Raw genomic sequence first — 19985 nt, 5'->3', positions numbered from 1 at the left:
TTCATGTCTCCAGTTCAAGCATCGCCCCGACTCCTTGTAGGAGTGAGCCTGCTCGCGATAGCGGTGTATCAGCCACCACAAATGACACTGACCCAACGCTATCGCGAGCAGGCTCACTCCTACAGAGGATTTATGCAGGGCTCAGGATTGAGGAAATACCAGAGACTCAGGCACATCGATATCCCACAACACCCCGGGATCATCCACCGCTACCTCAATCACCCTGCCCTGCTTGAACAAAGGCCTGGCACCGCGATCACCACTCAATGCCTGCAAGCCCGGCCCGAACGAACGTCCGAACCCCACCGGATGCCCAAATTCGCCCTCCTGCACCGGCACACTAACCGCGTCATCGGTCATTGCCGCCACCACCCGCTCAATACTCGACGGCAGGATAAACGGCATATCCCCCAACACGATCAGCCAGCCATCTGCATCCGGACAAACCGCAACGCCAGCCGCAATACTGTCACCCATCCCGGTCGATTCAATCGAGACCACGTCACAGCCATAAGCCTGAGCCATGCGCATCGCCTGCGGCCGCGCTTCAGTGGTCACCAGCACCCGCTTGTCGAGGTTGGCCGGCAGATTCAGCAACACTTGCTCGATCACCGAGCGCACCGCGCCATCACGCCCGGTGCAATCGGCCAGCAACTTGTCCTTGTCGGCACCGGCAACCTGGCGAAAGCGACTGCCCTCGCCCGCCGCCAGCACAATCACTGCGATAGATCGACTCATGCGCCCTCCACGACTTTCTTCTGTTTCAACTCGACGCCGTTCTTGATCGCCACAATCTCCGCCAATAACGACAGAGCAATCTCCGCTGGCGAATGACTGCCGATGTGCAGACCGATCGGCCCGTGCAATCGCGCAATGGCAGCTTCTGACAAGCCCAGCTGAGCCAGATTGTCCCGGCGCTTCTGACTGTTGATCCGCGAACCGAGTGCACCGACATAGAAGGCCGGCGAATCGAGCGCGGTGAGCAACGCCATATCATCCAGACGGGGATCGTGAGTCAGCGCGACGATGGCTGTGCGTTCGTCCGTCTGAATGCTCAACACCGCGTCATCCGGCATACCCGGGACGAACCGTCCGTGGTGCTCTTCCCAGCCATAAACGAACTCGGTACGCGGATCGCAGATCAGCACTTCGAAATCCAGCAGCCGCGCCATGTCCGCCACGTAACGCGACAGCTGCCCGGCGCCGATCAACAACAGACGCCAGCGCGGACCATAAATGGCGCGCAGGGTCTTGCCGTCGAATTCCAGCACATCGGATTTGCTCGCCGCCGAAAGGGCAACTTCACCGGTTTCGATGTTCAGCTCGCGGGCGACAATTTCATGCGCTTCACAACGGGCGAGCAATTCGGCGACCCACGCCGGATCAGCGACCCGCTCCTCGGTCAGGCGCAGCGTGCCGCCACAGGGCAAGCCGAAACGCGCCGCCTCCTCGCGGGTGACGCCATAGGTAATCAGTTGCACCGGCGGACCGTCGCTGGCGATGCGCCCGTCGTGCAGACGGGCGATCAAGTCATCCTCGACACAACCGCCGGACACCGAGCCGATCACCACGCCGTCCTCGCGCAACGCGAGCATCGCGCCGGGTGCCCGGGGCGCAGTGCCCCAGGTCTGTACCACACTGAACAGCACCACCCGCTGCCCGGTGCGGCGCCATTCAAGCACGCTGCGCAGGACGTTGAGATCGGCGCTGTCCATTACGCCTGCGCCTTCTGCCAACCCTGCAACTGATAACGCACCGGCAAGTTACGGATGCGCTGGCCGGTGGCGGCGAAGATCGCATTGCACAGTGCCGGCGCAATCGGCGGCACGCCCGGCTCACCGACTCCGCCCAACGGCACGTCACCCGGCGGCGTCACCAGATGCACCGCAACTTCCTTCGGCGCCAGCGACATGCGCGCCACTTCGTACATATGGAAGTTGTCCTGCTGGACCTTGCCGTCCTTGAAGCTGATTTCACCCAGCACCGCGTTGCCCAGGCCCATGACACAGGCGCCTTCGAACTGCGAGCGGATGCGCTCAGGGTTGATCTGCGGCCCGCAATCGACGGCGATGTCAGCCTTGTGCACGATCAGCGTACCGTCGTCCTTGACCTCGACTTCGATCACCGCCGCCACATAGGTGACGAAGCTGTAATGCACCGCCAGACCGAGGCCTCGGCCCTTGGGCAACTGACGCCCCCAGTCGGCAGCCTTGGCCGCGGTTTCCAGTACCGTGCGCATGCGTCCGGTGTCGATCGGGTAACGCTCGGGGGATTCGCCGTAGTTCCACTCCTCACTCAGGGTACGCGGGTCGATCTGCCGATCCGGGCCGAGCAACTTGATCTGATATTTGAATGGATCGACGCCGGCCTTGTGCGCCAGTTCATCGACAAAACTCTGAATCGCAAACCCGTGAGGAATGTTCGACACCGAGCGATACCAGCCGACGCGGGTATGCACCGTGGCTTCGGGGTTTTCCAGACGCACGTTGGGAATCGCGTAGGCCATGTTGGTAAAGCCCATGCCCAGTTCGAACGCCGCTTCATGGTTCATGCCCGGGGCAAACAGCGCGGTAATGCTTGGTGCCACGGTACGGTGCAGCCAGCCGGACGGCATGCCGTCCTTGCCGACAGCCGCCTTCAAATACTCGGCGGACACTGTGTGGAAATACGAGTTATGGATGTCATCCTCGCGGGTCCATTGCACCCGCACGGCTTTACCGGGGAACTCCTTGGCAAGGATCGCCGCCTCGACGACGAAATCCGGCTTCGATTTACGGCCGAAACCGCCACCGAGCAGCGTGACGTTGAAGGTGACATTGTCGAACGGCAGCCCCAGGCGCTCGGCGATGCGCTCGCGAGTTACCTGCGGCGCCTGACTCGGCGCCCACGCTTCACACACACCTTTGTCGTAGCGAGCGATGGCAACCATCGGCTCCATCGGTGCCTGGGCCAGATGCGGCAAATAATAAGAGGCTTCGAGACTGCTCGCTGCGCCGCTCAGGGCTTTGTCGATATCGCCAGTGTTGCGTACCACTTTGCCGGGTTTGCGCGCCGCTGCTTCCAGTTCCTTGCGATAAGCGATCGAGTCATAACTGGCGTTGGGGCCGTCGTCCCACTCGATCTTCAGCGCCTCGCGGCCCTTGATCGCCGCCCAGGTATTGCTGGCAATCACCGCTACGCCGCCCAGCGGCTGGAATTCGGAAGGCAGTGGACGGCTCTCGATCTGCATGACCTTCAGCACACCCGGAACCTTCAGCGCGGCGCTGTCATCCAGCGACTTGACCTTGCCGCCGTACACCGCCGGACGGGCGATGGTGGCGTAGAGCATGCCGTCGAAATGCACGTCGGCGCCGTACACCGCGCGCCCGTTGACGATGTCGGCACCGTCGATGGCCTTGGTGCCTTCCTTGCCGATGTAGCGGAACTCCGACGCCTGCTTGAGGCGCAAGCTGTCACGGGCCGGCACCGCCAGCGCACTGGCGGCAGCGGCAAGTTCGCCGTAACCCAGCTCGCGACCGGATGGTTTGTGAATGACTTTGTGCAACTGCGCCTGGCACTCGCCCACCGGCACCTGCCACTGCGCGGCGGCGGCTTGCTCCAGCATCGTGCGGGCCGCCGCGCCGCAACGACGCATCGGCTCATACCAGTGACGCATGCTGCGTGAACCGTCAGTGTCCTGGTTGCCGAAACGTACTTCGTCACCCGGCGCTTGCCGGACTTTGACCTTGGCCCAATCGGCGTCCAGTTCGTCGGCAACTACCATGGTCAGGCTGGTGCGCACACCCTGGCCCATTTCCGAGCGGTTGCAGACCACGGTGACCGTGCCATCCGCGGCAATGCTGACGTAGACCTTGGGATCGTCGATCCAGCCATTGGGCATGCCGTCGGCACCGAACTTCTTCGGTTTGTCTTCAGCCAGTACATCCTGCCAGCCCCAGCTCGCGGCCAGCACCAATGCGCCCGTGGCGCCGACGCCTTTGAGAAAACCGCGACGGCTGAGATTGCTCAGGGCGAAATCATTCGGCAAGCGGCTCATGCCTTGGCCTCCTTCAAGTGAGTCGAGGCCTGGCGGATCGCGGTCTTGATCCGGTTGTAGGTGCCGCACCGGCAAATGTTGCCGACCATTGCCTCTTCGATCTGCTCGTCGCTCGGATCGGGGTTGGTCTTGAGCAACGCGGTGGCGGACATGATCTGCCCGCCCTGACAAAAACCACACTGCGCCACGGCGCTATCGAGCCAGGCTTGCTGCACCACCTGCCCGACCGGATCGGCGTGCAGATTGTCGATGGTGGTGACGTTTTGCCCGACCACCGAGCCGATCGGCGTGATGCAACTGCGCGCCGGCAAGCCGTCGATATGAATGGTGCAGGCACCGCACAGGCCCATGCCGCAGCCGAATTTGGTGCCGTTGTAACCGGCGACATCACGGATTGCCCAGAGCAGCGGCATGTCTTCGGTGACGTCCAGTGGGTGATCCTGGCCATTGAGTTTCAGGGTAATCATGGGCACGCCCGCATATTCTTGGTGGTTATGGGGTCGAGCAGAACTGGCGGTGGTTCACGCAGATCGACTCAGGCTAATGGGCCAATACACATCAGTGAAGCCGAACAATGAACCTGTGGCGAGGGAGCTTGCTCTCGCTGGACTGCGGAGCAGGCCCTTCTTGAAAGCGGGGCTGCTATGCGCCCCAGCGAGAGCAAGCTCCCTCGCCACAGGGTCATCGCTGACTGATATGTGGTTGGCACAGGCTCTCTTGTGCCGACGCTAACGTCTGCACCGGGCCTTTGGTGGAGCAAATGACGGTTATCGTTAGCTGGCTAAGTTAACCCACCGTTAACAAAAAAGCCCTGCACTTTTTGTTCAGTGCAGGGCTTTGGATACCGACCTGAAGCGTAGCCTCAATAGCGGTTCGGCTCCATTTCCAGTTCGACATTGAAACGTTCGGCAATATCTTTCTGGATGCGTTGCGCCAGCTCCAGCAATTGCAGACCGGTCGCGGTGCCGTAGTTGACCAGCACCAGCGCCTGCAATTTATGCACGCCGGCATCGGCCTCGCGGAAACCTTTCCAGCCAGCGCGCTCGATCAACCAGCCGGCGGCCAGTTTCATCTGCCCGTCCGCTTGCGCATAGGCCACCAGATCCGGGTGCTGCGCCTTGATCTGCTCGACCAGCGCGGCCGACACCAGCGGATTCTTGAAGAAACTGCCGGCATTGCCGAGCACCGCCGGATCCGGCAGTTTTTCGCTGCGGATACTGCAGATCGCGCGGCTGACGTCGCTGGGTGTCGGTTGCTCGATGCCTTGCTCGGTCAGGCGCTGACGCACCGGGCCGTATTCCAGATGCAGATGCGCAATACGATCGAGCTTGAAGCGCACCCGCAGGATCAGCCAACGCCCCGGCTGCTGCTTGAACAGGCTGTCGCGGTAGGCGAAGTTGCATTCTTCCAGGCTGAAGTCGCGCAGCTCGCCGGTCTGGCGATCCAGCGCGGTCAGCCCGGCGAACACATCCTTGATCTCGACGCCGTAGGCGCCGATGTTCTGCATCGGTGCCGCGCCCACGGTGCCGGGGATCAGGCTGAGGTTTTCCAGACCGGAAAAACCCAGCGCCAAGGTGTGTTGCACGAACGGATGCCACGGTTCGCCGGCTTCAGCCTCGAGCACCACGCGGCTGCCGTCATCGCTGATCAGCCGAATGCCACGGCTGGCCATGCGCAGCACCAGTGCAGGGATGTCTGCGGTCAGCAGCAGGTTGCTGCCGCCGCCGATCACCAGCAATGGCAGGTCATGGGCAGTTGCATAGGCCAGCGCTTCGCGCACGTCGGCATCGCTGTGGGCCTCGGCGAACAACTGCGCACGCACATCCACGCCAAAACTGTTGAATGGTTTCAGCGAAACCTGTGATTGAAGCTGCAAACTCATAACCGGCCCTTCACTTCGATCAACAGTTGGTCACAGGCTGCTTCAATCAGGTCCAGCACCTGCTCGAAGCCTTGATCGCCGTCGTAGTAAGGATCCGGCACTTCATCGACCACACCGGCATAACGGCGCAGGAACAGGTCCAGCTCGGCCTTGCCAGTGGACGGTTGCAGCGCCTTGAGGTTGCGCAGGTTGCTGTTGTCCATGGCCAGAATCAGGTCGTAACTGGCGAAATCGGCGCGGCTGACCTGCTGCGCGCGTTGCGCCGACAGGTCATAACCACGCATTTTGGCTGCAGCCTGGCTGCGCTTGTCCGGCGGATTGCCGACGTGCCAGTCACCGGTGCCGGCGGAGGCCACTTCGACCTGATCCGCCAGCCCCGCTGCGCGCAGCTTGTGGCGCAACACGCCTTCAGCGGTGGGCGAACGGCAGATGTTGCCCAGGCACACGAACAGAACGCGCATCAGGCCTCCAGCAGGCGACGAACGCGCTCGAGGTCTTCAACGGTGTCGACGCCGGTTGGCGGCGCGATCAACGCGTCGGCGACATGAATCCGCACGCCATGCCACAAGGCACGCAGTTGTTCGAGGGATTCAGTGTTTTCCAGCCAGCACGGGCCCCAGCTCACGAAGTCCTGAAGGAAGCCTGCGCGGTAGGCATAAATGCCGATGTGGCGGCGATACGGCACGCCCTCCGGCAACTGCTCGCGGCTCTTGGCGAAGGCGTCGCGGGCCCACGGCAAGGTGGCGCGACTGAAGGTCAGCGCCAGACCGTTGAGGTCGCTGACGACCTTGACCACGTTCGGGTTGAACAGGGTTTCGACGTCTTCAATCGGCTCGGCCAGGGTGGCCATCCGCGCTTCGGTGTGGGCGGCGAGGTTGGCGGCAACCTGATCGATCACGCTTGGCGGGATCAGCGGCTCGTCACCCTGCACGTTGACCACGATCGCGTCAGGCTCGAGGCCCAGTTTGGCGGCGACCTCAGCTAGACGATCGGTGCCGGAATTGTGATCTTCACGGGTCAGCACCACTTCCGCGCCGAACGCCTTGCAGGCTTCGACGATGCGCGCATCGTCAGTCGCGACGACCACACGGCTGGCGCTGCTTTTGCTCGCCTGCTCCCAGACATGCTGAATCATCGGCTTGCCGGCGATATCCAGCAGCGGTTTGCCTGGCAGGCGGGTCGAGGCGTAACGCGACGGGATGACAACGGTGAAAGCAGTGGTCATTTATCCAGACGCTCGTCAGTGGTCAGGGTGCGCGCTTCGCTTTCGAGCATCACCGGGATGCCGTCGCGGATCGGATAGGCCAGACCGGCGCCCTTGCTGATCAGTTCGGTCTTGTCGGCGCTGAGCTTGAGCGGGCCTTTGCAGATCGGGCACGCGAGGATGTCGAGCAATTTGGTGTCCATGAACATTCCCTGGATAAAGAGTTAAGGCAAAAGACGATCGGGCAACAGGCGCATCAATTGGGTGTCGAACCAGGCCACGAAGGCCGGTGACGGCACGGCATCGACCGCCAGATACCACCAGTCGTCTGCTGCGAAGGCACGGCACTTCACCGCGTCCTTTTCGGTCATCACCAACGGCAATGACGGTGTGAAATTCAAGGCCTGCACGCTGTATTCGGCGTGGTCGGCAAACGCATGGGGGACTGCTCGCCAGTCTAGCGCTTCGAGGGTATTGAAGAAACGTTGCGGATTGCCGATCCCGGCCACCGCGTGCACCGATTGACCGGGCGCAAAATGCGCCAGCGGCTTGCGCGCGCCGCTGCGTAGATTGACCAGTGCGGTCGGCTGCAGGTGAAAGGCGAAGCCGTCTTCACGATCCGCAGTGGCACCGTTGAACAGCACGCCATCGACGCTTTGCAGGCGCTCGATCGGCTCGCGCAACGGACCGGCCGGCAGGCAGCGCTTGTTGCCCAAACCACGGGCGGCGTCGATCAGCATCAGCTCCAGATCTCGCGCCAAGCGGTAATGCTGCATGCCATCATCGGAGAGGATCAGGTCCAGCGGCTCACTGGCGAGCAAGGCTTTGACCGCTGCGCTGCGATCAGGGTCGATCATCAGCGGTACGCCGGTGCGCTGCACGATCAACAGCGGTTCATCGCCGGCGACGTCGGCGCTCTGCTCGGCGGTGACCCGCCACGGCAGTTGCGGCGGTTTGGCGCCATATCCACGACTGACCACACCAACCCGCAGACCGGCGCGTCGGCAATGCTCGATCAGCCACAGGATCATCGGTGTCTTGCCGGTGCCGCCGACGGTGATGTTGCCGACCACGATCAACGGCACCGGTGGCTGATAGATCTGGCCGTCACCGTCGAGAAAGCGCTGACGCTTGTTGACCACCACGCGGCGGTAGAGCATTTCCAGCGGCCGCAGCAGCGTCAGGGCCGGATGCCCCTGATACCACGCGGCGAGCAAACGATCGGACAGGCTCATCAGGATTTGGGCGCCGCCTCGACCGTGGTCATGCGCAGATGGCTGAAACCGAGCTTGCCGGCCGCGTCCATGGCGGTGATCACCGATTGGTGTTGGGTCTTGCCGTCGGCGCTGATCGACAACGGCATGTTGGTGTCACCGTTGGCTTCTTTCTGCATGGCTTCCATCAGCGTCGCCAGGTCATTCTTCGGCAAAACCTTGTTGTTCACCGAAAACACGCCTTCGGCGCTGATCGCGACGTCCAGTTGCTTGAGCTGCTGGTCTTCGGCGGGGGATCCGCTGACCGATTCCGGCAGATCGACGCGCAACTGGGTTTCGCGGGTGAAGGTGGTGGTCACGACGAAAAACAGCAACAGGATGAACACCACGTCGATCAGCGACGCGAGGTTGATGTCGATCGTTTCCCGGGGTTTGCGACGGAATTTCACGCTTTGTCCCCGGCCAGATCGACGTCACGGTCGCCCTGCACCACTTCGACCAGTTTGATCGCTTCCTGCTCCATGCCCACCACCAGCTCATCGATGCGGCGTTGCAGGAAACGGTGGAAGAACACCGACGGAATACCGACCATCAGGCCCGCCGCAGTGGTGATCAGTGCCTTGGAAATACCGCCGGCCAGGACCGAGGCGTTGGTGGTCATGCCGGAACCGGTGAAGGCGCTGAAAATGTCGATCATGCCCAGTACCGTGCCCAACAGGCCCAGCAACGGCGACATGGCGGCAATCGTGCCCAGCGCGTTGACGTAGCGTTCGAGCTCGTGAATCACCCGCGCGGCGGCTTCTTCGATGCATTCCTTCATGATCTCGCGACCATGCTTGGAGTTGGCCAGGCCCGCGGCGAGGATTTCACCCAGCGGCGAATTGGCGCGCAATTCCTTGAGTTTTTCTTTATTGAGCTGCTTGTCCTTGATCCAGACCCAGACCTGGCCCAGCAGATGCTCGGGGGTGACGCGGCTGGCGCGCAGGGTCCACAGGCGCTCGGCGACAATCGCCATGGCCGCGATGGAACTCAGAATGATCGGCAACATCATCCAGCCGCCGGATTTGACCAATTCCCACACAGTGACAGTCCCCTCGAAAAAGTGCGCCACTTTACCATACCGGTTGGCGATTAAGACCCGCTGCCCCGACGACCTGATGCCACATTCGGCGATCCCGCGATCAATGGTGTTTCAACGCCAGAAACGCCGTTGTTGACGCATCAGCCTCGGTGCCTGAAAGCTGCCCAGGCGCAGCTGAATGGCGCCGTGCTGCGCGCTGTCGTAGATGCGCAGCCCTTGCTGGCGATAACGCGCGAGCACCAGCGGGTGCGGATGACCGAACGAATTGCCCTGCCCCCGGGAGATCAGCACCGAATGCGGGCGTAATGCCCGAAGCAAAGCCATCGAAGAGGAACTGCGGCTGCCGTGGTGCGGCGCTTGCAGCCAGTGCGTCGGCACTGCCAACGGACTCTCCAGCAACACCCGTTCGGCAGCCGTGTCGATATCGCCGGTCAGCAACAGACGCTCGCCATTGGCCTCGATCTGCAACACACAAGAGCGCTGATTGCTGTCATGGGCCGCCGCCCATTGCCAAAGCTGAAAACTGACGTCGTCCCACTGCCATTGACGCCCGCTCTCACAGGCTTCGGCTTGCAGGATGGCGGGCAGGCCCGGCGGATCGCCACTGATCACCCGCGTCACTTTCAGGCCCCGCGATACTGCCAGCGCACCACCGGCATGGTCGGCATCGGCATGACTGAGCAGCATCAGATCGATGCGGTTGACCCCCAGTTTGTGCAGCGCCGGCAGCACCACCCGCTCCCCCAGATCGAAATCGCCGAAGCGTGGACCGGCGTCGTAGAGCAACGCGTGATGACGCGTGCGGATCAGGATCGCCAGGCCCTGACCGACATCGAGCTGCCAGACATCGGCCTGGCCCTCGGCTACTCGCTCGCGCGGCGGCGCCAACAGAATCAACAGCAACGGCCAGCCCAACGGTCGTAACGGCACGCCGCGCGGCAACAGCAACAACAAGGCGCCGAGACTGCCAATCAACAAGGCCCACCACGGCAGCGACGGCGAGATCCACGCCGGCCACACCCCGGCGATCAGCGACAAGCCGCGAAACAGCCAGTCGATCAAACCACCGGCCAGCCACAACAAGCCTGCACCGACGTAAGGCACCGGCAACAACAGCGTGCCGAGCAGTGCCGGTGGCAGCACCAGCAGACTGACCCACGGCACCGCCAGCAGATTCGCCAATGGCCCGCTGAGGCTGATCGGCAGGTTCAGCGCCAGCAACACCGGGCACAGGCCCAGCGCAATAAGCCATTGCGCCCGGGTCCAGGTCTGCCACCATTTCCACGCACCGAGTCGCCCGCCGAAGGTGAAAATCAAAATCCCCACCGCGGCGAACGACAGCCACAAACCCGGACGCAAACTGGCTAACGGGTCGAGCAACAGCAACGCATCGAATGCCAGCAACAGCGGCCACCACGCGCCGAGATGGCGAAAGCGCAGGCGCCACAGCAACACCAGCCCGACCATCACGCAGGCCCGTTGCACCGGCACGTCAAACCCGGCGAGCAAGCCGTAACCGAGCGCCGCGGCAAACGCCAGCCCGCAGGCCCATGGCAGCCATGGCCAGCGCAGCGGCCACAGCCCAAAACGCGCCAGTCCGGCGACCAGCAGATAGATGACCGCCGCCAACATACCGATGTGTTGGCCGGAAATCACCAGCAGATGCACGGTGCCGGTGTCCTGCAGGATCTGCCAATCCTCGCGGCTGAGACCGGAGCCGTCGCCGAGCACTAGCGCCGCCAATGCACCGCCCCGGCCTTGAGCATCGACTGCCATCAAGCGCTGACGAATGCTGTCGCGCCATGCCCAGTTTGCCTCGGCCAGGCGCTGACCATCCTTGATCGTGCCGGTCGCGCCGATGCGTTGCGCCAACAGCCAGGCTTCGTAATCGAAGGCGTCGGGATTGAGCAAACCACCGGGGCGCCTGAGCTTCACCGCCAGGCGCCAGCGCTCACCGCTGTTGAGCGGCGGCCCGGCATACCACGCCAGACGCATCAACGACGGCAGCTTCTCGTGACGCGAGCGGGCATCGGCCAGCTCGAAACGCACCACGCCCTCGCTGGTTTGCGGCAAGCCGATCACCCGCCCTTCGACCCAACGGGTTTCGCCGTCGAGCGCTTCAGGCAGGCGATCATTCAACGCCCATTGCGCACTGACGCACGCCCATGTGAAACCGAACAGCAGAAACGCCAGGGGATAGCTGCGAAACGGCAGCAACATCAGCCCCACCAGCGGCAACAACATCATCAACCCGACCGGCGGTAAAACCGGCAAAAAAACCGGAACCAGCAGACCGACTGCCAGCGCCATCATCCCTGTGCGCATAAGCCCGTCCTTGAGAGTTCCTGCATTAGGCGTAGCTGGTATGAGGGCGGGTCGTCGTCAACAATTGTCACAAAGTCTGAATGGGCGCTTCGTAGAATCCAGACATACTTGCCGCCTTAACCGACCGAGAAGCCTTATGCCCCGGCGCTTATTCAAACGTTACATGCCCGATCCGACGAGCATCAGGGAACACAAATCCTTACGCTTTCTCGGCAAGTTGCTGCATGACCCGAACCTCTGGCACCTCAATCGGCATTCGGTGGCCCGGGCGATGGCCGTCGGCCTGTTCGCCGCGTTCCTGCCGATTCCGGCGCAGATGCTGGTGGCGGCGGCACTGGCAGTTAGCGTGCGCGGCAACATGCCGATTGCCGTGAGCCTGGTCTGGCTGACCAACCCGATCACCATGCCGGCGGTGTTTTTCTGCACGTACCAGACCGGAGCCTGGTTGATGAATGTGCCGGCCCGCACCCTGCCCGATTCGTTGACCTGGGAATGGATCAGCGGAGAGCTCTCAACAATGTGGCAGCCTTTTTTGCTCGGGTCGGTGGTATGCGGGCTGCTACTCGGCATCCTCGCCTACTTCACGGTGATGCTGTATTGGCGCTGGTGGGTGGCGCGGCAATGGGCGCGGCGCAAGAAAAGCCGCATGCGCTGAATGCAAAACGGCCTCCGCAGTGGAGGCCGTTTTTTGTAGCGTCTGAATAGGCCCCATCGCGAGCAGGCTCACTCCTACATAGGAACGCGCCCTTCTGTAGGAGTGAGCCTGCTCGCGATGGCAGCGACGCGGTTTCGGATCAGGTCCGCATCCCGCGCCCACTCACCAGCAACCGCGCACAACCGAGGTACAACACCACCGTTGCCACCAGCATGAAGGTGATTGCGATACCGATGCGGATATCCGATACGCCAAGAATGCCGTAACGGAAGGCATTGACCATATGCAGCACCGGGTTGGCCAGCGACACGGTCTGCCAGAACGGCGGCAGCAAGGTGATCGAGTAGAACACGCCACCGAGGTAGGTCAGCGGGGTCAGCACAAACGTCGGGATGATCGAGATGTCATCGAAGTTGCGCGCAAACACAGCGTTGATGAAGCCCAGCAGCGAGAAGATCGTCGCGGTCAGCACCACCACAAGGATGGTCACGCCCAGGTGATGCACCTGCAGATGAGTGAAGAACAACGACAGAATGGTCACGATCACCCCGACCATCAAGCCACGCAGCACGCCGCCAATGGTGAAGCCGATCAGAATCGTATGCGGCGACACCGGCGAGACCATCAGTTCCTCGATGGAACGCTGGAACTTGCTGCCGAAGAAACTCGAGACCACGTTGCCGTAGGAGTTGGTGATCACCGACATCATGATCAGCCCCGGCACGATGTACTCCATGTAACTGAAGCCACCCATGCCGCCAATCTGCTTGCCGATCAGGTTACCGAAGATCACGAAGTACAGAACCATGGTGATCGCCGGCGGCAGCAGGGTCTGCGGCCAGATCCGCGTGAAGCGTTTGACCTCGCGATAAACGATGGTCTGCAGGGCGACGAGGTTGGGGCGGAACTCGGAACTCATACCGCCACCTTCGACAGATTCTTCTCTACCAGAGACACGAACAGCTCCTCGAGGCGATTGGTTTTGTTACGCAGGCTCAGCACTTCAATATTCTGCTGCGCCAATTGGGTGAACAGCGCGGTGATGCCCATGGATTTGTCGACCTGGACTTCCAGGGTATGGCCGTCGAGCAACCGGGCGGGATAGCCGATCAATTGCGGCGCGGCGTGCAAGTCGTTTTTCAGATCCAGCAGGAAGGTCTCGACGTGCAACTGGCCCAGCAACTGTTTCATGCTGGTGTTCTCGACAATGGTGCCGTGGTCGATGATGCCGATGTTGCGGCACAGCTGCTCAGCCTCTTCCAGATAGTGCGTGGTGAGGATGATGGTGATGCCTTTCTGGTTCAGCTCGGTGAGGAACGTCCACATCGAGCGACGCAGTTCGATGTCGACGCCAGCGGTCGGCTCATCAAGGATCAGCAGGCGCGGCTCATGCACCAGGGCGCGGGCAATCATCAGTCGGCGTTTCATGCCGCCGGACAGCGAACGCGACGGCACATCGCGCTTGTCCCACAGGCCGAGCTGGGTCAGGTACTGCTCGGCGCGTTCCTTGGCGATCTTCGCCGGGATGCCGTAGTAACCGGCCTGGGTCACGACGATGTCGAAAGTCTTTTCGAACTGGTTGAAGTTGAATTCCTGGGGCACCACACCGATCGAGCGCTTGAGCGCGGCGGGGTTCTTGTCCAGGTCATGACCGAAGATATTCACCGTGCCGCTGGTCTTGTTGACCAGGGTCGAGAGAATGCCGATGGTCGTAGATTTGCCGGCGCCGTTGGGGCCGAGCAAGGCGAAAAAATCACCTTCGGCGACGTCCAGATCGATACCACTCAAGGCCTGGAACCCGTTGCCGTAGGTTTTGGTTAGCTGCCGGATGGACAGAGCGGAACTCATATCGGATTTACGCACCAAGAAGGGAAGAAAAGGAAAGATTGGGCCGGGCGGCGAACAAAACAACCACGGCGCATGAGCGCAATGGTGCTTGCCGCCGCCACACAAGTACAGTCAAGAGTGTCGATAGTTATTATCAAGTCAACGCGGTCATGACGGCTTTCTGATAAGCCGGACGCTGCTTCAGCCGTGCGTACCAAGCCTGCAGATGCGGCTGCGCGGCACGTTCGATGGGCATCTCGAACCAGGCATAAATGAAACTGCCCAGCGGAATATCGCCCATGCCGATTTCGCTGCCGGACAGGTACGGCTGGCTGGCGAGGGCCTGATCGGCCATGGCCAGCAGCGCCGTGCACTCCTTGATTGCGGCGTTGATCGCCGGCCAGTCCTGCTGGTCCGCTGGGGTACGCAATACGCCCCAGAACACGGTGCGGAACGGCCCGGCAAAACTCGAGGTGGTCCAATCCATCCACTTGTCCGCGATGGCCCGGGCTTGCAAGTCTGCCGGGTACCAGGCGCTGTTCGGTGCATGCCTGGCCAGCAGGTATCGCACGATGGCATTCGACTCCCACAGCACGAAGCCGTCATCCTCGATCACCGGTACCCGGCCGTTCGGGTTCATCGCCCGGTATTCAGGCGTGTCGACCACACCGAAGGCGCCACCGGCGTCAATCGCCTCGTAGGCCAGGCCCAGCTCCTCGGCGGCCCACAGTGGCTTCCTGACATTCGATGAGTTTTTCCGTCCCCAGATCTTCAGCATGACCGCCTCTTTTCCAATGCGTGGGCAGGCAGCATACGCCGGATCAGACCCGACTCAAATCACTCTGCATATCGCCCAAGACCTTCGCCTGATGTTCGCCGAACAGATGCGGGTAGCACTTTTCCAGGTGTTCGAAAAAGAAATGCTCCGGCACATCGGTGAACTGGCCATGATCGACCAGATACTCCATCAGCAGTGCGCCGTCACGGTTGTACGGGTGGAAAACGCTGTCATTGATGCCGTCAAAGTCCAACGGTGCGACGTTGAACAGCTCGCAGAGTTGCTGGTTGAAGGCCGGCGTGGCCTTGACCCAGCGCTCGTTGAGGAACAATTCGGTGTAACCGTGCATGGCGAACACATCGCTGCGCAACAACTCCAGCAGACGCGGGGTCGACAGGTGATTCTTGACGTCGGCCAGACCGATGCGTGCGGGAATGCCGCAATGCCGTGCGCACCCGGCCAGCAATGTGGCCTTGGGCACGCAATAACTTTCCCCGGCCGCCTGCGCATGACTGCCGCACAGGGTCTGTGGGTCGAGACTGAAGGTATACGGGTTGTAGCGCACCGCTTCGCGCACGGCGTGATAGAGACTGATCGCCTGCGCGAGCGGGTCGCGGCTGGCACCGCGGTGTTGTTCGGCGAACTCCACCACCGCCGGGTGGTCACTATCGATGAAGCGGCCGGGACTCAGATACTCGTGCATGACGATGTTCTCCTGGGTGAGCCCCGAGTCTAGCGACAGCTCAAGCACAGAGATAACGACGTTTCGGCCAAACATGCACGCGAAGACGCGGGAGCGGCGAACGATTTCCCACGGGTGTTGCCCACCGAACCTACGAAAACCATCCGGGGTTTCCCACGAGTTCAATCACCATGTTCTGACCACCCCGTTTTACAGATGCCGTCTAAGCTCTGGAGGGTCGGTTTGCCTTGGTTCACGGAGGATTACATATGCTGTTGTTGTGGATACTGGTTCTGATCGTCGGTGTGGCGTATCTCGCCCACCGCCGCATCGCCCCCCTGCCCGCGTTGGGTATCGTCGCCGTATACCTGCTGGCGATGGGCATTTTCAGCCATGCCCCGGGCTGGTTGCTGCTGGTGTTGTGGGTCGTGCTTGCGGCGGTTGCCGCGCCGTTGCTGCTGCCTGACCTGCGCCGCAAACACTTCACCGCGCCGCTGTTCAACTGGTTCCAGAAAACCCTGCCGCCGATGTCGCAAACCGAACGCGACGCGATCGATGCCGGCACCGTATGGTGGGATGGCGAGCTGTTCAGCGGCCGCCCCGACTGGGACAAACTGCTGTCCTATCCCAAGGCGCAACTGAGCGAGGAGGAACAGGCCTTTATCGACGGCCCGACCGAAGAACTCTGCGCGATGGTCACTGACTGGCAGATCGGCCAGTCGATGGACCTGCCGCCCGAAGCCTGGAGCCACATCAAGGAACATGGCTTCTTCGCCCTGATCATTCCCAAGGAATTCGGCGGCAAGGGCTTTTCCGCCTACGCCCACTCGCAAGTGGCGATGAAACTCGCGACCCGCAGCGGTGACCTCGCCTCCACGGTGATGGTGCCCAACTCCCTCGGCCCGGCCGAACTGCTGCTGCATTACGGCACCGATGAGCAACGCAACCACTACCTGCCGCGGCTGGCCCGTGGCGACGACATTCCGTGCTTCGCCCTCACCGGCCCGCTGGCCGGTTCCGATGCCGGCGCCATGCCGGACACCGGGATCATCTGCAAAGGTGAATGGGAAGGCCAGGAAGTCATCGGTCTGCGCCTGAACTGGGAAAAACGCTACATCACTCTCGGCCCGGTCGCGACCCTGCTCGGCCTGGCCTTCAAAGCCTATGACCCGGAGCATCTGCTGGGCGACAAGGAAGATCTCGGCATCAGTCTGGCGCTGATCCCCACCGATACACCGGGTGTGGAAATCGGCCGTCGTCACCTGCCACTGGGTGCCGCGTTCATGAACGGCCCGAACTCGGGCAAAGACGTGTTCATCCCGCTGGACTACCTCATCGGCGGCCAGGAAATGCTCGGCAAGGGCTGGATGATGCTGATGAATTGCCTGTCGGTCGGGCGTTCGATTTCGCTGCCGGCAGTCGGTACCGGCGCGGCCAAGTTCACCAGTCTGGTGACCGGTCAGTACGCGCAGATTCGTGAACAGTTCAACGTCCCGCTGTCGGCCTTCGAAGGCATTCAGGAAGCCATGGCGCGCATCGGCGGCAACGCCTGGATGATGGACGCCGCACGCATGCTCACCGCCAACGCGGTGGATCTGGGCGAGAAACCGTCGGTGCTGTCGGCGATCCTCAAGTATCACCTGACCGAACGCGGCCGCGAGTGCATCACCCACGCCATGGATGTGCACGGCGGCAAGGCGATCATCATGGGGCCGAACAACTACCTCGGGCGCAGCTGGAACGGCGCGCCGATCTTCATCACCGTGGAAGGTGCGAACATCCTCTCGCGCAACCTGATGATCTTCGGTCAGGGCGCCATTCGTTGCCATCCGTTCGTCCTCAAGGAAATGGCCCTCGCCGGCCGCGAAGACAAAGAACAGGCATTGAAAGAATTCGATGGCCTGCTGCTCAAGCACATCGGTTTTGCCGTCGGCAATGCCGCCAGCACCCTGGTGCTGAACCTGGGCTTCGGCCACTTCGAACATGCACCCGGGGACAGGATCAGTCAGGGCTACTTCCGCGCACTCAATCGGCAGGCAGCGGCATTTGCCATGCTGGCCGATTTCAGCATGATGCTGCTGGGTGGCGAACTGAAGCGCCGGGAACGCCTGTCCGCACGTCTTGGCGATGTGTTGAGCAACCTGTATCTGGCCTCCGCTGCGCTCAAGCGTTATCACGACCTGGATTCGCCGGCGCATATGGAGCCGCTGTTCCGCTGGGCCATGGAAGAAAGCCTCGGCCAGTCGGAACGGGCGCTGGATGAGCTGCTGAGCAACTTCCCGAACAAAGTGTTTGGCTGCCTGCTGCGGGTGATCGTGTTCCCGTTCGGCCGTCGCCACAAAGGCCCATCGGACAAGCTCGGTGCCGAAGTGGCAGCTGTTATTGGTCGCGCCAAAGGTGATCCGACTCTCGAAGAACTGCTCGCCGGTTGCTATCGCCCGCAGTCCGCCGACGATGCCGTCGGTGCCCTGCAACACGCCAGCGATCTGCTGAATGCCGCCCAACCGCTGCACAAGAAACTGCACACCTCGCTCAAGAGTGGTCAGGTCAAACCGGTCGCCGGCGAACACGCTATCGATGCCGCACTGGAGGCCGGAGTGTTGCAACCGCAGGAAGCACAGACCCTGCGCGATGCCGAAGCGGCACGGCGCAAGGTGATCGACGTCGATGATTTCGACAAGGAAGAGCTGAAGCAGGCTGAGGGCAAAGTCCGCTGATGCCGACGACCGTGTAGCTGTTTATTTGTGAAAAACGGGCACGAGAGCTTTATACTCCCGCGCCCGTTTTGCTCTTGAGGACTTATCTCGTGTCCAACGTCGTTGCCGATCATCTGGTTTTGCTCGACCATCTGCGCAGTATCCTGGTCGCCGTAGGTGAGGCCGAACAGGTTCCCGAAGAAAGCCATGCCTTGTTCCTGGAGCGCTTTGACGAACTGCTGGCGTCCCTGCCGATCGACCCGATCGAAAGCCAGTACCTGGGCCAGGACATCCTGACCCAAGTGATTACCCGCTATCCGCAAATTGCCCACCTGATCCCACGGGATCTGCTGTGGTTCTTCGCTGGTGACTGCCTGCACTACTTGTCTGATGAAGAAATCGACCTGTATCAGGCACTGGAAGAACGTCGCTACGAAGCCGAACAGAACGACGAACCGTTCGACTGGAATCAGGAAAAACAGTTGCTGGCGATGTCTGCCCAGGACAGCAAGCACTAAGCGTCCAAAGATCAAAAGATCGCAGCCTGCGGCAGCTCCTACAGGGATTGTGTAGGAGCTGCCGCAGGCTGCGATCTTTTGCTTTTAAAGCAGCCCCTCGCTCTCCGGCAATTCATACGCCATCGCCAGATTATTCGGCGCCCCCGCCTTGCCCGGCTTGCTCAACGTCGGCTCCTTCTCCAGGCACTCCACCAGATAATCGATGAATACCCGCAGCTTCGGCGGCAGGTAGCGCGTGGGCGAATGCAGCAACCACAGACCACCGTGGTAGGAAGCGAGAAATGTCCACTCCGGCAACACCTGCACGATCAACTTCTGCTCAAGCGCATAACGCGCGGTGAAGTACGGCAGGCTGCCAATACCAATGTGCTGCAACACTGCCCCGAGCCGCACGCCCGTATGGTTGGCGGCATAACGGCCACGTACGCCGACGGTCACCGCTTTGCTGCCCTTCTTGAATTTCCAGCGCGCATCGCTCGGGGTTTCACCCAGATAGATGCAGCTGTGATTGAGCAAGTCATGCGGGTGGGTCGGCGTGCCATGTTCGGCCAGGTATTGCGGGGTGGCGCAGAGCAAATGGTCGATGGTCAGCAACTGCCGTCCGACCAGCCCGGCCGGCGGTCGATCAGTGATACGAATCGCCAGGTCGACATGATCGTCAATCAAATCAACCTGGCGGTCTTCCAGCAGCAACTCGACATCGACTTTCGGATAACGCCGCAGAAACTCAGGCATGTGCGGATGAATCACGAAACGCCCGACCGCTTTCGGCACACTGACCCGCACCAGCCCTTCCGCCTCGTGGGTGAACTGCCCACTGATCTCCATCACCGATTTGGCGGCGCTGACCATCTCCTGACAGCGCTTGAACACTTCCTCGCCACCGTCACTCAAGCGCAGTTTGCGCGTAGTGCGCTGCAGCAAACGCGTGGCCAGGGCCTTTTCCAGCCGGGAAATGCTGCGACTGATCGCCGACGGCGACGAGCCCAACTGGCGGGCCGCCTCGGAAAAACTGCCGGTCTCCACGACCTTGACGAAGATCGCCATTTCACCGAGCAGTGGCAGCGGAAGATTGATGCTCACAGCG

20 protein-coding genes are annotated in these 19985 nt (G+C 61.6%); 3 read left to right on the top strand and 17 right to left on the bottom strand.

Annotation, left to right across the window (positions count from 1 at the left end; genetic code table 11):
• Positions 1-141: 141 nt before the first annotated feature.
• The 12 genes from HDC30_RS19305 to HDC30_RS19250 all read right to left on the bottom strand — a co-directional run bounded on the left by HDC30_RS19305 (position 142) and on the right by HDC30_RS19250 (position 11742).
• Positions 142-738: a nucleotidyltransferase family protein gene (locus tag HDC30_RS19305; RefSeq protein ID WP_183784424.1), complete on the bottom strand. Its 597-nt coding sequence runs from the start codon at positions 736-738 to the stop codon at positions 142-144.
• On the bottom strand, positions 735-1715 hold the full coding sequence (locus HDC30_RS19300; protein ID WP_183784422.1) for an XdhC family protein: 981 nt from the start codon (positions 1713-1715) through the stop codon (positions 735-737). The genes HDC30_RS19305 and HDC30_RS19300 overlap by 4 nt, the downstream gene beginning before the upstream one ends.
• Complete coding sequence (locus tag HDC30_RS19295; RefSeq protein ID WP_183784420.1) at positions 1715-4036, bottom strand: xanthine dehydrogenase family protein molybdopterin-binding subunit; 2322 nt, start codon at positions 4034-4036, stop codon at positions 1715-1717. Before HDC30_RS19295 ends, HDC30_RS19300 begins: the two co-directional genes overlap by 1 nt.
• A complete protein-coding gene (locus HDC30_RS19290; RefSeq protein ID WP_027612345.1) occupies positions 4033-4503 on the bottom strand; it encodes a (2Fe-2S)-binding protein in 471 nt (156 codons plus the stop codon). The genes HDC30_RS19295 and HDC30_RS19290 overlap by 4 nt, the downstream gene beginning before the upstream one ends.
• Positions 4504-4898: 395 nt before the next feature.
• A complete protein-coding gene (murB, locus tag HDC30_RS19285) occupies positions 4899-5918 on the bottom strand; it encodes a UDP-N-acetylmuramate dehydrogenase (protein ID WP_096794873.1) in 1020 nt (339 codons plus the stop codon).
• Positions 5915-6379 (bottom strand): low molecular weight protein-tyrosine-phosphatase, encoded by a 465-nt coding sequence (locus HDC30_RS19280; protein WP_096794872.1) that lies wholly within the window; start codon positions 6377-6379, stop codon positions 5915-5917. Before HDC30_RS19280 ends, murB begins: the two co-directional genes overlap by 4 nt.
• The gene (kdsB, locus tag HDC30_RS19275; RefSeq protein WP_096794871.1) at positions 6379-7143 is read right to left on the bottom strand and encodes a 3-deoxy-manno-octulosonate cytidylyltransferase; all 765 of its coding nucleotides are present in this window, start codon (positions 7141-7143) and stop codon (positions 6379-6381) included. Before kdsB ends, HDC30_RS19280 begins: the two co-directional genes overlap by 1 nt.
• Positions 7140-7325, bottom strand: a complete 186-nt coding sequence (locus HDC30_RS19270; protein WP_003174668.1) for a Trm112 family protein — start codon at positions 7323-7325, stop codon at positions 7140-7142. The genes kdsB and HDC30_RS19270 overlap by 4 nt, the downstream gene beginning before the upstream one ends.
• Before the next feature lie 21 nt (positions 7326-7346).
• Positions 7347-8357 (bottom strand): tetraacyldisaccharide 4'-kinase, encoded by a 1011-nt coding sequence (gene lpxK, locus HDC30_RS19265; RefSeq protein WP_183784418.1) that lies wholly within the window; start codon positions 8355-8357, stop codon positions 7347-7349.
• On the bottom strand, positions 8357-8785 hold the full coding sequence (locus tag HDC30_RS19260; protein WP_103369230.1) for a biopolymer transporter ExbD: 429 nt from the start codon (positions 8783-8785) through the stop codon (positions 8357-8359). The genes lpxK and HDC30_RS19260 overlap by 1 nt, the downstream gene beginning before the upstream one ends.
• Positions 8782-9417: a MotA/TolQ/ExbB proton channel family protein gene (locus HDC30_RS19255; RefSeq protein WP_003227083.1), complete on the bottom strand. Its 636-nt coding sequence runs from the start codon at positions 9415-9417 to the stop codon at positions 8782-8784. The genes HDC30_RS19260 and HDC30_RS19255 overlap by 4 nt, the downstream gene beginning before the upstream one ends.
• Positions 9418-9528: 111 nt before the next feature.
• Positions 9529-11742 carry a DNA internalization-related competence protein ComEC/Rec2 gene (locus HDC30_RS19250; protein ID WP_183784416.1) on the bottom strand — a complete coding sequence of 738 codons (2214 nt, stop codon included), beginning with the start codon at positions 11740-11742 and terminating at the stop codon, positions 9529-9531.
• 136 nt (positions 11743-11878) lie between these two features.
• On the opposite strand from HDC30_RS19250, the gene HDC30_RS19245 reads away from it, so the two are divergent.
• Complete coding sequence (locus HDC30_RS19245) at positions 11879-12397, top strand: DUF2062 domain-containing protein (RefSeq protein WP_183784414.1); 519 nt, start codon at positions 11879-11881, stop codon at positions 12395-12397.
• Between the two features lie 139 nt (positions 12398-12536).
• Here the strand turns inward: HDC30_RS19245 and HDC30_RS19240 are convergent, their stop codons facing one another.
• The 4 genes from HDC30_RS19240 to HDC30_RS19225 form a co-directional block, all read right to left on the bottom strand.
• A complete protein-coding gene (locus tag HDC30_RS19240) occupies positions 12537-13316 on the bottom strand; it encodes an ABC transporter permease (RefSeq protein ID WP_027612336.1) in 780 nt (259 codons plus the stop codon).
• Positions 13313-14245, bottom strand: a complete 933-nt coding sequence (locus HDC30_RS19235) for an ABC transporter ATP-binding protein (protein ID WP_027612335.1) — start codon at positions 14243-14245, stop codon at positions 13313-13315. The genes HDC30_RS19240 and HDC30_RS19235 overlap by 4 nt, the downstream gene beginning before the upstream one ends.
• A 133-nt stretch (positions 14246-14378) precedes the next feature.
• Entirely contained in the window at positions 14379-15002 is a 624-nt protein-coding gene (locus tag HDC30_RS19230) for a glutathione S-transferase family protein (RefSeq protein WP_027612334.1), read from the bottom strand.
• A 43-nt stretch (positions 15003-15045) separates the two neighbouring features.
• Positions 15046-15705 (bottom strand): transglutaminase family protein, encoded by a 660-nt coding sequence (locus HDC30_RS19225; RefSeq protein ID WP_183784412.1) that lies wholly within the window; start codon positions 15703-15705, stop codon positions 15046-15048.
• A gap of 248 nt (positions 15706-15953) precedes the next feature.
• On the opposite strand from HDC30_RS19225, the gene HDC30_RS19220 reads away from it, so the two are divergent.
• A complete protein-coding gene (locus HDC30_RS19220; RefSeq protein ID WP_183784410.1) occupies positions 15954-18401 on the top strand; it encodes an acyl-CoA dehydrogenase in 2448 nt (815 codons plus the stop codon).
• Positions 18402-18490: 89 nt separating this feature from the next.
• Positions 18491-18898 (top strand): PA2817 family protein, encoded by a 408-nt coding sequence (locus HDC30_RS19215; RefSeq protein ID WP_007967565.1) that lies wholly within the window; start codon positions 18491-18493, stop codon positions 18896-18898.
• Between the two features lie 84 nt (positions 18899-18982).
• Here HDC30_RS19215 and HDC30_RS19210 read toward each other — a convergent pair whose 3' ends face one another.
• Positions 18983-19981: a LysR family transcriptional regulator gene (locus HDC30_RS19210; protein WP_025112989.1), complete on the bottom strand. Its 999-nt coding sequence runs from the start codon at positions 19979-19981 to the stop codon at positions 18983-18985.
• Between the last annotated feature and the right edge of the window lie 4 nt (positions 19982-19985).

The sequence above is a fragment of the Pseudomonas sp. JAI115 genome (genome assembly GCF_014200835.1).
GTDB lineage: Bacteria > Pseudomonadota > Gammaproteobacteria > Pseudomonadales > Pseudomonadaceae > Aquipseudomonas > Aquipseudomonas putida_A.
The sequence above is the reverse complement of the archived record's forward strand: the minus strand, read 5'-3'. Positions and strand labels throughout refer to the sequence as shown.